Annotated in this window: 10 protein-coding genes, 1 tRNA gene and 3 pseudogenes; 6 read left to right on the top strand and 8 right to left on the bottom strand. The window is 57.3% G+C overall.

Going from position 1 to position 12657, the window contains the following annotated elements; genetic code table 11:
• The first annotated feature begins 12 nt into the window (after nt 1–12).
• Nucleotides 13–453 (top strand): DMT family transporter, encoded by a 441-nt coding sequence (locus tag ACJ8PI_RS11590; protein WP_049214160.1) that lies wholly within the window; start codon nt 13–15, stop codon nt 451–453.
• A gap of 86 nt (nt 454–539) precedes the next feature.
• Here ACJ8PI_RS11590 and ACJ8PI_RS11585 read toward each other — a convergent pair whose 3' ends face one another.
• Entirely contained in the window at nt 540–1403 is an 864-nt protein-coding gene (locus ACJ8PI_RS11585; RefSeq protein WP_230200675.1) for a hypothetical protein, read from the bottom strand.
• 243 nt (nt 1404–1646) lie between these two features.
• Between ACJ8PI_RS11585 and ACJ8PI_RS11580 the strand changes: the two genes are divergently transcribed.
• Both ACJ8PI_RS11580 and ACJ8PI_RS11575 read left to right on the top strand, forming a co-directional pair.
• Nucleotides 1647–2378, top strand: coding sequence for a hypothetical protein (locus ACJ8PI_RS11580; RefSeq protein ID WP_141998452.1), 732 nt, complete (start codon nt 1647–1649; stop codon nt 2376–2378).
• A 220-nt stretch (nt 2379–2598) separates the two neighbouring features.
• A pseudogene (locus ACJ8PI_RS11575) lies at nt 2599–3178 on the top strand (transposase); the annotation flags it as partial.
• Here the strand turns inward: ACJ8PI_RS11575 and ACJ8PI_RS11570 are convergent.
• Nucleotides 3176–3598: pseudogene (locus ACJ8PI_RS11570) on the bottom strand (integrase core domain-containing protein); the annotation flags it as partial. The pseudogenes ACJ8PI_RS11575 and ACJ8PI_RS11570 sit on opposite strands and share 3 nt — an antisense overlap.
• Between ACJ8PI_RS11570 and ACJ8PI_RS11565 the strand changes: the two are divergent.
• A pseudogene (locus ACJ8PI_RS11565) lies at nt 3588–3905 on the top strand (MFS transporter TsgA); the annotation flags it as partial. The pseudogenes ACJ8PI_RS11570 and ACJ8PI_RS11565 sit on opposite strands and share 11 nt — an antisense overlap.
• Nucleotides 3906–3962: 57 nt before the next feature.
• Here the strand turns inward: ACJ8PI_RS11565 and ACJ8PI_RS11560 are convergent.
• Nucleotides 3963–4038: transfer RNA gene (locus tag ACJ8PI_RS11560), tRNA-Asn, on the bottom strand.
• Between the two features lie 338 nt (nt 4039–4376).
• On the opposite strand from ACJ8PI_RS11560, the gene nac reads away from it, so the two are divergent.
• Complete coding sequence (gene nac, locus ACJ8PI_RS11555) at nt 4377–5300, top strand: nitrogen assimilation transcriptional regulator NAC (protein ID WP_164134302.1); 924 nt, start codon at nt 4377–4379, stop codon at nt 5298–5300.
• A gap of 36 nt (nt 5301–5336) precedes the next feature.
• Here nac and ACJ8PI_RS11550 read toward each other — a convergent pair whose 3' ends face one another.
• Together ACJ8PI_RS11550 and opgB are read right to left on the bottom strand one after the other, a co-directional pair.
• Complete coding sequence (locus ACJ8PI_RS11550; RefSeq protein WP_033647909.1) at nt 5337–6800, bottom strand: AMP nucleosidase; 1464 nt, start codon at nt 6798–6800, stop codon at nt 5337–5339.
• A gap of 138 nt (nt 6801–6938) precedes the next feature.
• Nucleotides 6939–9242, bottom strand: a complete 2304-nt coding sequence (gene opgB, locus ACJ8PI_RS11545; RefSeq protein ID WP_164134303.1) for a phosphatidylglycerol--membrane-oligosaccharide glycerophosphotransferase — start codon at nt 9240–9242, stop codon at nt 6939–6941.
• Between the two features lie 286 nt (nt 9243–9528).
• Between opgB and ACJ8PI_RS11540 the strand changes: the two genes are divergently transcribed.
• A complete protein-coding gene (locus tag ACJ8PI_RS11540) occupies nt 9529–10272 on the top strand; it encodes a transporter substrate-binding domain-containing protein (protein WP_033647907.1) in 744 nt (247 codons plus the stop codon).
• Here the strand turns inward: ACJ8PI_RS11540 and ACJ8PI_RS11535 are convergent.
• The 3 genes from ACJ8PI_RS11535 to ACJ8PI_RS11525 all read right to left on the bottom strand — a co-directional run bounded on the left by ACJ8PI_RS11535 (nt 10265) and on the right by ACJ8PI_RS11525 (nt 12609).
• Complete coding sequence (locus ACJ8PI_RS11535) at nt 10265–11089, bottom strand: aldo/keto reductase (RefSeq protein WP_074027080.1); 825 nt, start codon at nt 11087–11089, stop codon at nt 10265–10267. The genes ACJ8PI_RS11540 and ACJ8PI_RS11535 overlap by 8 nt on opposite strands.
• 5 nt (nt 11090–11094) lie before the next feature.
• Complete coding sequence (locus ACJ8PI_RS11530) at nt 11095–11493, bottom strand: cupin domain-containing protein (RefSeq protein WP_164134304.1); 399 nt, start codon at nt 11491–11493, stop codon at nt 11095–11097.
• Between the two features lie 204 nt (nt 11494–11697).
• Complete coding sequence (locus tag ACJ8PI_RS11525; RefSeq protein WP_074027079.1) at nt 11698–12609, bottom strand: LysR family transcriptional regulator; 912 nt, start codon at nt 12607–12609, stop codon at nt 11698–11700.
• Between the last annotated feature and the right edge of the window lie 48 nt (nt 12610–12657).

Below are 12657 nucleotides of genomic sequence, written 5' to 3'. Positions count from 1 at the left end.
GGAGACAGGGCGATGAATATGCTATTGCTGCTGATCGCGGCGGGAATGGGGCTGGTGGTGCAGAATCTGCTGATGGTGCGCATTACCGAAAGCGTCTCGACCATCCTTATCACGCTGGTGATCAACTCCAGCGTCGGTTTGCTGCTGCTGGTGGGGTTGCTACTGGCCAAAAACGGCCTCGGCGCGGTGGTGGAAGTGACCGGCGCCGCCAGGTGGTGGATGCTGCTGCCGGGGCTGCTGGGATCGCTGTTCGTGTTCGCCGGCATCCTGGGCTACCAAAAACTGGGCGCGGCGGCCACCATCTCGATCCTGGTCGCCAGCCAGCTGTGCATGGGGCTGCTGGTGGACGTCTACCGCGCCGGCCCGGCGGCGCTGCGCGACAATCTGCCGGCGCTGTTCGGTGCCCTGCTGCTGGTGGCGGGCGCCTATCTGGTGGCGAAACGCAGCTTTTGAGGGAACGGTTTGCCGCCGCCGGGATAGTTTCTGCGTCTTGAACTATGCCGCATGTTATCGGGGGAAATTATTCCCCCGATAACAATCTAGTAAACATAGTCATATTTTATTTCTGCAACGTGGTTGTAGACGTTATCCCGGTTTTTCTTCACGTCTTTAATTAAAATTGAAATGTTTTGCTGAGCATTAATGCATCTTCCAAACTTATCCCAGCTTTTACAGGTGGTCGTGGTCGTTTCTGTGGTGAAGGACTTCATCACTTCTTTGCTGGTTAACTCTCTATCGTCGTTATCATAAGTAAAATCTCCGGTGGTTGTACCTGATAGTGTTCTTGTTAAACGGTTTTTAGCGTCATAACTATAGGCGGTGTTGCCACTGTCATTGCCCAGCGTACTAACGCGTTTTGCCTCGGACAGCCTCCCGGCGTCATCGGCTAAAAATGTTGTTACCGCCTTGCTTGACTGGTGCTTTTGCTTGATGAGCAGGTCGGATGCCTCTTCCGATCGGACGATTCGGCCACCGTCACCGGTGAGCACGGTGCCGCTGATTTCTTGCGCCATCAGCTCATGGCGGGCATTGCCATTCTCAATCATAGACATGTTAAATGTTGAGCTGTAATCCCAGTTGTTATGGTTTTTATCAAGCATGCTGCTGAACTGGATCACTAAAATACTCTTGTTAATTTGTGACCTGACGGTTTTTTTAGCGCGTGAATGCAGCAGGGTACCACAGTCATCAAATTCTACCTGGGAATCAGCCGAGATATAGTCATCCTTGCTGGTTATACGCATGCTGATTTTTTTAGGCGTTTTCTTAGCTGACCACTCTTGAGCCAAGATGGCATTGTTAAAGGCGTTGTTGGCTGATGTTTTTTCAGAGCAGAGGTTTTCATTTGCATATACATTGCATGAATAAATAATCGGCAAACAGAACAACATTGATTTTTTCAAAGTGAACACTCCATGTCATAGCACATTGATGTTGTATGATTATATCTACGTATTGCCATATATCGCAACTTTTTCCAGCCTGGGCAATAGGCCATCCGTTTTTGCAAAGATAACGGAAAACAGGCCAGAGCGTTCATGAATCGGTACCTGTCGTTACGTTACACAATATATACTATGGTATTGTAATTTTAGAGCATGTACTATTATCGTAACTATACGACTGTAGTGATGGATATTTATGCTATGCTAACATCTGACCCACGTTATCAACTTCTAGCAGTATATAGTGCACAACATCTCCGTGCTGTTGCTGGCAGAGTCATTGCTCGTGCTGAGCTGACACCTCTGAATTTTTCTACGCTGCTCTGGCGCTCAATGTGGCAATCACCAATTCCACCTCTTTTACACCCTGAATCAGGTCACGAATTTTTACAGGAAAACGGCTGCCCCTATCCACGACCTTATGGCCTTGAGTCGTGGATCACGACCAACAATAAAGGTATTCTTGATTTCCAGTCTGCTAATAAGATTATTTATTTGGCTGGTTTTATTGAAAAAGACTGGGGTCTTAGCAGGCAAATGCCAATATGGAGAAAACACGCAACGAGTCGGATCAATGGCTATGCATATAATATTGTTCAGATGTTTATGTATGATGGGCTTTCGGATGCTTATCCAACTGAATACTATGTTACGTTCGACTACGATCTTTTGAGTGACGAGTTGAAAAACACAAGGCTTAATCGCTGGGTGTCTACATACCAAAAAAAATCGAAAGATCCCTTTGTCGTTGCATCAATGGAAATTACTCGGATATCTAATGCGAGATCAATATTTCTATGGCAAATTACGCTTGAGACAGTTAAAGGGTTATGTACATCTTTAACGGTGGAGGCTACACCGGGTAATTCATATTTAAGCTATTTTCACCCCGTCAGACAAAAGCGAGTTCATCCATTTATTGGCTATATTTGAATGCTCAAAGGATATAGTATTAAAGGGGGGGATATGTGCTATGCGATAAATTTACTCTGTAAAACCTAAGGGTATAGGCGTGGAGCAAGAAGATGAAATATAATACCACTCAGTCGCCGTAGAATTTCTCGGCCAAAGCCGTGCGAATAGAGACTGTAATTTAAATTGTGTATCTGCCTGTTTTTGATATGTTCATTCCCACAACGGAGACAGGCAAATTATGGATGAAAATAAACTCAAAGTGCTGGCTGCTGAACTGACCAAAGGCCTTAAAACCGAAGCCGACCTAAACCAGTTTTTCCGGATGCTGACGAAGCTTACCGTCGAAACGGCGCTCAATGCAGAAGTGAGCGAGCACCTCGGACACGAGAAAAACGCGCCCAAAAAGCTCAAAGACCCGCAATGGCTACTCGTTAAAACGCTGCTGAGTGATGATGGCGAGAGCGAGCTGAGCACCCCGCGTGACCGTGAAAATACCTTTGAACTTCAGTTACCAGACGCGTATTACGCAGATGGACATCCAGATTTGGTCCCTCTACGCCAAAGGCACGACCTCCCGCGAAATCGTCGCCACGTTCAAGGAAATGTACGATACGGACGTGTCTCCCACGCTGATATCTAAAGTCACCGATGCAGTTAAAGAACAGGTGACAAAGTGGTAAAGTAGGCCTCTTGATGTACTGTATCCCATTGTTTATCTTGACTGTATCGTGGCGAGGGTTCGTCAGGCTGGCAGCGTGATTAACAAAGCCGTATTCCTCGCTCTGGGCATTAATACAGAAGGTGATCTTGACCCGCTATCTCCAGACAGCTTTTGTATCTTGAGTTAACAATGCCCGCAGGCGTCGGTATTCTCCCGGGGAGTGATATCCCAGTGCGCTGTGCGGATGGTTTTCATTGTAATGATTGAACGCCTCAGCAAGGTTCTGCAGCGCCGTTCGCACATTCGGTTTTGGCATGAAGGCGATGTAGTCTTCCTTCATCGCCTTCACGAACCGCTCGGCCATGCCGTTACTCTGTGGGCTGCTCGCTGTCGTTGTGTAGGCTTCCAGATTCAGTTCTGTGGCGAACTTGTGCGTGCCATGCGCCGTATACGCCGAACCATTGGTCGTCAGCCACTGCACCGGTTTGTCCGGGAGTGTCACTCCGAAGCGCTTCTCCACGGCTCCCAGCATCACGTCCTGCACGGCCATGCTGTTATAGCCACCGGTGCTCGCAGCCTTGGCCTCGTTGGCCATGTTCCTGTTTGTCAGCGGCGATGAAATTCACATCTTAAAGTATTTCATCTTCGGGCCTGGTTTTGTTTCCAGCGCGATTCATACCACGGTGATTATGCTCGGCTCACAGCAAACGAGGATTTCCTCACCCAAGCTGGTGAATTTCATTCTGACCTATGGAACAGTCGGTACCATGTTGACCTTTGTGGTCACCGGGCCAATTGTGGCGCACTTAGACGTACATGCGGCGCTGTTCGGCGCGCTGCTGCTGGTGGCGGGCGCCTATCTGGTGGCGAAACGCAGTTTTTGACGGCGGCTGAAATGCAAAAAGCCCGCTCGGGTTTCCCTGAGCGGGCTTCTCTAAATATGGCTCCTCTGACTGGACTCGAACCAGTGACATACGGATTAACAGTCCGCCGTTCTACCGACTGAACTACAGAGGAATCGTGTGAACGGGGCGAATAATAGCGGGGCGGTTGCGGCTTGTAAAGCGTGAAAACGCCCGACGCGTTCGTTTGCTGCAAGATTGCCCAACCTGCTGCTTTTTCTCGCTTTTATCGCTTATCCCGCGCGCAGCGCCGCCGGATTGCCCGCTGTTTGGCGCATTTGCCTGCCGATGGTGCAACGGCTGCCCTGCGCGGTGGCGCGTGCCGCCCGGCGAACGGCCGTTGACCGCCGTATATCCCGCTTCCGTGGCCGTTTACCGACTCTGGCCTGGATCTTGCTGTGGTTGCCTGACCGGATTTCGGCATTCTCAATTTAGCGGCTCGCTGGAGGCACTATGAATTTCAGACGTCTGAAGTACTTCGTGAAAATCGTCGATATCGGCAGCCTGACCCAGGCGGCGGAGGTGTTGCACATCGCCCAGCCGGCGCTCAGCCAGCAGCTGGCGACGCTGGAGGGGGAGCTGAAGCAACAGCTGCTGATCCGCACCAAGCGCGGCGTGCAGCCGACCGAGGCCGGCAACATTCTGTATGCCCACGCGCAGACCATTCTGCGCCAGTGCGAGCAGGCGCAGAGTGCGGTCAACAGCGCCGGGCAGGCGATGAGCGGCCAGGTGTCTCTCGGGCTGGCGTCGGGCAGCACCGCGGCGCAGCTGGCGTTGCCGCTGCTGCAGAGCCTGCGCGATCAGCAGCCGGGTATCCTGCTCAGCCTGCATGAAAACGGCGGCGCGGCGCTGGCCGGGCAGGTGGCCAACCAGACGTTGGACATGGCGATGGTCTACGGCGCCAAAATGCCCGCCGGGCTGCACGCCATCGCACTGATGCGAGAAGATCTTTATCTGGTGGCTACGCGCGCGGTGCCGCATCCCGGCAACAGCGTCGAGCTGCTGGACGTGGCGCGGCTAAACCTGTTCCTGCCGCGCGAGGGCGATGCGGTGCGCAATCAGCTGGAGGAGGCGATGGCGCTGCGCAAGCTGGCTGTCAACGTGGTGGGGGAGATCGAATCCTCGGGCGCGTTGAGCGCCGCGATCGCCAGCGGGCTGGGGGCGACCGTGCTGCCGGAATCGGTGGCGCGCGCGATGATCGGCCCGGCCAAAGCCTGGATGGCGCGTATCAATGCGCCGACGATGTCGGTGCCGCTGTCGCTGTGCATGTCGGGCCAACAGGCGCTGTCCGCCCCGGCGCTGCTGGTCAAAGACCTGCTGCTGTCGATCGCCGGCGGCAGCAGCCAGGAGAAGCGCGCGCTGGCGTTGGTGCGTTAAGGAAAAAATGGCCCGCCGCAGCGGGCCTGAGAACCGTTACCGGAACGGCGGTTCGTTGAAGGTGCGCAGCTTGCGCGAGTGCAGGCGATCGCCCTCGGCGCGCAGCAGATCGATGGCGCAGATGCCGATCTGCAGGTGCTCGGAGATCGCTCCTTCGTAGAAGCGGTTGGCCTGGCCCGGCAGTTTTATTTCGCCGTGCAACGGTTTGTCGGAGACGCACAACAGCGTGCCGTACGGCACCCGGAAGCGGTAACCCTGGGCGGCGATGGTGGCGCTCTCCATGTCGACCGCCACCGCGCGGCTGAGGTTGAAGCGCCGCGCCGAAGCGGAATAGCGCAGCTCCCAGTTGCGATCGTCGGTGGTGACCACGGTGCCGGTGCGCAAACGCTGTTTGACCTCTTCGCCGGGCATGCCGCTGACCATCTTGGTGGCGTCGTACAGGGCGCGCTGCACCTCGGCGATGCTCGGGATCGGAATATCCGGCGGCAGCACCGCATCCAGCACGTGATCGTCGCGCAGATAGGCGTGGGCCAGCACGTAATCGCCGATCTTTTGGCTTTCGCGCAGGCCGCCGCAGTGGCCGATCATCAGCCAGGCGCTCGGGCGCAACACCGCCAGGTGATCGCAGATGGTCTTGGCGTTGGACGGGCCGACGCCGATGTTGATCAGCGTAATGCCCTGGCCGGTGCGCGAAATCAGGTGATAGGCCGGCATCTGGTGGTTTTTCCACGCCAGATCGGACACCGCCTGCTCCGGGGCGCGGGTTTCCGGCGTGATGTAGGTGCCGCCGGCGCTGGAGAGGGCGATGTAGGGGCTGGCCGGATCGGCGATCTGGGCGCAGGCCCAGCGCACGAACTCATCCACATAGCGGGTGTAGTTGGTGAACAGCACGAACGGCTGGAAGTGTTCCACCGGCGTGCCGGTGTAGTGCCGCAGCCGCGCCAGCGAGAAATCCGCGCGCAGCGCATCGAAATGCGACAGCGGGAAATGGCTGTCGGTGGCGTGGTACAGGCCGTCGGCGGTCTCGTCACCGATCTGCGCCAGCTCGGTGGTGGGGAAATGCTGCGCGATGCCGGCGCTCATCGAGCGATCGAGCGCCAGGCTGGAGCCGTCGATCACGTAAGGGAACGGGATCTCCTGCTGCGACGGCGCCACTTCGATATGGGCGGCATAATCGTGCTCCAGCATCGCCAGCTGCTCGGCCAGATAGTGGCGGAACAGCTGCGGCCGGGTCACGGTGGTGCTGTAGCTGCCGGGATGGGTAAAGCGGCCGAAGGCGCGGGTTTTGTTCGGGCCGGATTGCTGCCCGTCCCAGCTGACGCGCAGCTCGGGATACACGAACAGCCCGGCGGCGCGCGCCTGCGCATCCGGCAGCGTGCCGTGGCTGATAAAGTCGCTGACCGCCTGACGCAGCGCGTCTACCGCGGCGTCATACAGGGCTTCCAGTTGATCGAGTGCCTGATCGGCGCTGAGGCCGCTGCGAGGTGGGGCATAGCTCATACTTTCTCCTTGGATGTCCCGGCTCTGTGGCGGGGTTGCGGCGTTTTACCGTCACAGGTTAGCCGAAGAAAGGCGTAAAAGCTTGGTCGAAATGACGGGCGCGGCAAAGAAAATACCGCGCCCGTGAAGGCGTGGGGATCAGGAGGAGGGGGAGGCCGCCTCGACCTTCAGCGACACCAGGCCGATGCCCAGCTTCTTCGGCGTGAAGCCGCCGCTGGCGCTCTCTTTCGGCTCGGTCGGCGCCGGCGGGGTAATGCTGATCTTCTGCGCGCCGCGCGGGTTGTCGAAGCGCAGGGTGACGGTGCTGTCCTGTTCGCCGAGCGACACGAAACGCTCTTCGTCGCCGACGCGCACCGAAATCGGTTCGCCGACGTTATTGCCGTAGGCGCGGGCGCGCAGCACCAGATCGAAGCGCTTCGGCAGCGGATCGACGTAATCGATGTCGACCGCCGGCGCCAGGTTGGCGTCGGACCAGCGGCCCCACTCCTCGACGCCGGAAACGCCGGTGATGGCCTTCACCTGCTCCGGCAGGCCGGGCAGCATGAACTCGATGCTGTCCGCCCGGTACTTCATCGCGGCGTCGTCCACCTGCAGGCGGGCGACGGCGTTTTGATAATCGGCGACGCTGTCCGCCGGCGGGGCGGTAAAGCTCACCTTGCCGCGGAAGCGTTCGCCGCTGGCCTGCACGATCTGCGGCGGCGAGGCCAGGGTGCCGGAGGCTACGCAGATGTCGGTGCTCAGCGCCAGCTGCGGCGCCCAGACCCGGCCGATCTCGTAGCATTTATCGACCCAGACGAATTTCTCCCCCGCGCCCAACCCGGCCAGCTGCTTGCGCAGCGGGGTGGAGAGGTAGACGTTGAACATCGGTTCGATGCGGTTGTCGCCCACCCGCAGGATGAACGGCACCTTGTAGGTGACGCCGGAAAAGCTGAAGCTGCGCTGGCGCGTGTCCACGCTGTAGTCGCTGATGCGGTTCGGCAGGCCCCACTGGTTGATCACCGCCGGTTTCCAGCCGTTGATTTTCTCTTCGATGTTCAGGAACACCGTAGACAGCGACGGCGCCGACAGGCTGCTGCGGCCGAGGCCGATGTAGTTGTCGCCGCCCATCACGTCCAGCACCGTGGCGCCGTTGTCCAGCGTGCTGCGCTTCTCGTTGCGCTGTTCCGCCAGCGGCCGGGTGCCGTCGATGATGAAGAACAGGTTGCGGCGCTTCTGTTTGGTCAGGATATCGTAGGCGGTGTTGTTCATCGCCAGATGATCGGAGGACACCACGATCACGGTGTTGCTGAAATAGGGCGAGCGTTTGATCTTGTCGATCAGCGCGGCGATGTGTTGCTGGCTGCAGGCCACCGCGCTCAGCGAGCGGTTTTCCTTGTTCTGCCAGGCGTAACTTTTCTTGCTGCAGCCGGCGGAGATAAAGCCGTCCGGGTGATGGGTGTCGACGGTCAGGGTGAACAGCGAGAAGGGTTGGCGCTGTTTGGACAGCTCGACGAACTTGCCGTACACCACGTCCAGCACGCTGTCGTCGTACCAGCCCCAGTCGTTTTTGTAGCTCGGATCGGCGACCTGTTCGCGCAGCTCTTTGAAGCCGTAAACGTGGTCGAAGCCGTGGGATTTCAGGAAGGTGTCTTTACCGGCGAACGCCAGCTCGGCGCCCTGATAGAAATAGTTGCTGTAGCCGGCGGCCTTCAGCACGTCACCCAGGCAGACATTCTCCGGGTAGAAGGTGGAGACCGCGCTGGAGGCGTTGCCGTCGAAGGGCGCGAACAGCGGAATGCCGCACTGCGAGGCGACCATGCCGGCGATGGTATAGCCGGTGCCCGGCAGCTGCTGGGTGTTGCTGAAATCGATGCTGTCCGTGCGCAGGGCGTTCAGCTCGTCGGCCAGGCCGGGAAACAGCTCGGCGTCGAAGTAGGTGCGCTCCAGGCTCTCGGCATAGATGTACACCAGGTTCGGCCGCTTGCCCTGCACGGTCTTTTTCGGCGCCTTGTAGTAGGTGCTGAAATCGGCGGTATCGCCGACGATCTGGCTCTTGACCAGCAGCGAGATGTCCTGAAACGCCGGGGTGGTGCCGACCGAAAACAGCGCCAGCAGCACGGCGACGATGCTGTAGGCTACGCTGCTGCCTTTGGCCTTGCGGCGCAGCAGGCTGCGAGCCAGCACCGCGAAGATAATCCCCAGCGCCGCCAGCAGGCCGATAAACGGCAGCACGTATTTGCTGATGCCCGCGCCTTTGAGGCTGCTGGTGACGGTGTAGATCACCGCGTCGGTGATGCCGTCGCCGGTGAAGTAGTTGCTGGCGATCAGGATGACGTTCAGCACCAGATAGCTGCCGAGCAGCGTCAGCAGAATGGCGAACCACCAGCGGTTGGCGGCGGCCCGGGTGCGATAAATTAAAATCGACGCCAAAAAGAGAACAAACGAAACGACTGCTAAAACCATCCGCCAAACCCTGTCTGATTGAAATAAAACCGTTGCTGCCCTGGTCTGCGCCGCCGAGCGTGCCGCGGCGCGAAAAGTGAAGGGTATAGCCTATTGCCGGCGGCGGAACAACGCGCGATCTCCCGCTACGGCCGACGAACGGCGGCTATTGTACATTTTTATGACAATAGTGTGACGTTAATCACGCCGGCGGTGGCTTCGGCGGCGAAAGCTTGCTGGTCGGAGGTTTCGCTCTACGCTTAATGAGCGCCACGACGGCGCGCCCATCAGCCATTCAGGAGGAAGTATGCAGACGATTCCCGCCGCGGTACTCGACGATCTGGCCCCGCAAGGCGTGTTGCGCGCGGCGATCAACTACGGTAATCCGGTGCTGGCGCAGGCCGGGGCCGGCGGCAAACCGCAGGGCGCTTCGGTGGAGCTGGCCGCCGCGCTGGCCCAGGAGCTGGGCGTGGCGCTCGAGCTGGTGACCTATGATGCGGCGGGCAAGGTGTTCGCCGATCTGGACAGCGGCGCCTGGAACCTGGCGTTTATGGCCATCGAGCCGGTGCGCGCGGCGCAGATCGCCTTCAGCGAGCCGTACGTGATCATCGAGGGGACTTACCTGGTGGCGAACGACGCGCCTTACTTTGAGGTGGCGCAGCTCGACAGGCCGGAGGTGCGCATCGCGGTCGGCCAGGGGGCGGCGTACGATCTGTTTTTATCGCGCACGCTGCAGCAGGCGCAACTGGTGCGGGCGGCAACCTCTGCCGAGGCGATCGCGCTGTTTTTCGACCGGGGGCTGGAGGCGGCGGCCGGCGTGCGCCAACCGCTGCTGGCCGCTGCGGCCGTCCATCCCGGCTACCGGGTGCTGGACGGGCATTTCACCGCTATCCGCCAGGCAATGGCGGTGCCGCGGCAAAAAACGCAGGGCGCCGCCTACGTGAACGATTTTATCGAGCGCTGCAAGGCCAACGGGCTGGTGAAGGCGGCCTTGCAGCGCAGCGGCCAGGGTGAGGTGACGGTGGCGCCGCCGGCCGCCTCGGCTACCTGAAGGCGTCGGGATCGTTGCCGACGTTGAGGCCGCGATCCAGTGCGTTTATCGCCGACAGTTCGGATGTGGACAGGTTAAAGTCAAAGATATCAATATTTTCCCGTATTCTTTGCGGCGTACTGGATTTCGGCAGCGCAATGATTTGGTTTTCATACAGCCAGCGTAATACGATCTGGGCAGGGGTTTTATGCTGCTGTTCGGCAATTTTCAAGATGACGGGGTGGGTTAATATGTTTTGGTTGCCGTGGCCAAGCGGGCTCCAGGCCTGCGTGATGATCCCCTGAGTGCGCAGCCAATCAACCAACTCTCGTTGCTGATTAAAAGGGTGGATTTGCAGTTGATTGACTGCGGGCAGGACGCCGGTTTCAGCCTCCAGGCGGCGTATTTGCTCGATGGAAAAGTTGCTTACCCCGATATTTTTGACTCGCCCGCTGTCGCGGAGTTTTATCATGGCATCCCAGGCGGAAACGAACAGGTTTTGCCCGGATACCGGCCAGTGAATCAAATACAGATCGACATAGTCGCAACTGAGCTTGGTCAGGCTTTCGTTGAAGGCGTTCTCAACGTCGTCATGCCGGTCGTTCCATAGCTTGGTGGTGATGAATATATCTTCCCGGCACACGCCCGCAGTTTTTATTGCGCTGCCCACTTCAGATTCGTTGCCATAGATTGCGGCCGTATCGACGAGGCGATAGCCCGCATCAAGCGCGCATTGAACGGCGCCGATCAATTCATCTCCTCGCGACTGCCAGACGCCGAATCCGATGGCAGGCATCGCGTTGCCGTCATTGGTGAACCGGTGTTGTGAATTACGCATATTCTTTACCCAATATGGCTGATGAATTTTAAATGTTCGTGAGCAGGATTAATAAAGTGCACGTCAGAGGCTTCCCGACGAGGTGTATCGATAGATAAAAAATATACGGGCTTGCCGTTAAAAGGATTGATGCTGTGAATGGTGTTTCGTTTAAATATCACCATTTGGTTTTCGGCTAAAACTCTTTTGACATCGTTGCCGGCCTGAAACTCCAGCGCGCCTTCCACGACGATCAAGATTTCATCACATTGTTGGTGGTAGTGTGCGGGAACCTCGGCATAAACGCGAAACAGGCGGACGCTGCCCTGCGGCGTATCATCAAGGTACATATCGACGATCAGAGAGTCGGTGGTGTCAGGAAAGTGTTTTTTCCTTTCTTCCAGATCAAAATATAATGCGTTCATACTGCGCTCACTGTAAATGATGGGCGTGATTAACCGGTCACTGAAATAAAACATTCATGGCTCAAGCGACGGTGTCGCTATGTTTTATCTCAGGCTGGATAATATTGCGTGCGGACGAATACCCTTATTTCAACGTTCCCGCACATCACTGACAGAATACAATACAATGCGTTGAATGTTTTTTGACGAAGCGTTGAGCCGATATCAACCAGGGGAGCGATGCCGCGCTTTTATCAGCTCAATCAAAGGCCGCAATCCTGGTTGCAGCTGGCGGCGGCTGGGGTAGTACATCATAAAGGGGGCGCTGAGATGCGACCAATGGGGCATGACGCATTGCAATTCGCCAGTGCGCAAGTGTTCATCGATTTGCATTTCCAGACAGTAGGCCAACCCCAGCCCGGCGAGCGCCGCTTTGATAATCATTGAGGTTTCACTGAAAATATATTGCCCATTCACCGGCAACCGGCAAAACGCCTCATCGTTGCCCAATTCCCATTGATATACCGCGCCATCTCCCAATCGCATGTTGATGCAACTGTGATCTTTCAACTCCGACGGTAAGCCTGGCGCGCCATATTTTGCCAGATAGGCCGGAGCGGCGACGACGACCCATTTCAGACTGCCGGTCAGAGGAACGGCAATCATGTCTTTGGGGATGATCTCGCCATACCGGATGCCGGCGTCGAAGCCTTCTTTGATGATGTCTACCTGATGGTTATTGACGGCCACTTCCAGCGCTATTTTGGGATGTGTTTGGGCGTAGCTTTCCATGACGGGGGCGATGAGCAAATCGAGCGCATCATGCGGAATGTTCAGGCGAAGGTGGCCGATGGGTTCATCGCGATACGGTTCCAATGTCGAGAGGGCGGATTTGATGTAGTCGAATCCGCGATCGAGTTCGGTTACCAGGGCCACGCCTGCCGGTGTGGGAACGACCGAGCGGTTGGTTCTGTTCAACAGCTTTACGCCGAGGCGCTCTTCAAGCGAACGCATGGCGTGGCTGAGAGCCGATGTGCTGACGCCGAGCTCCACGGCCGCCAACCGGAAACTTTTCTTGCGGCAAATGATGGAGAACACATTAAGTTCGGCGAGTTCTGTGCGGCTGAGCGTGGCCATTTTCGTCCCACTGTTTCTTTCGACAGAGCGCGATGATAAGCCCGACGC

Source organism: Serratia sp. CY82433, from assembly GCF_052166535.1.
GTDB lineage: Bacteria > Pseudomonadota > Gammaproteobacteria > Enterobacterales > Enterobacteriaceae > Serratia > Serratia sarumanii.
Note: the sequence above shows the minus strand (reverse complement) of the source record. Positions and strands in the feature narration are given on the sequence as shown.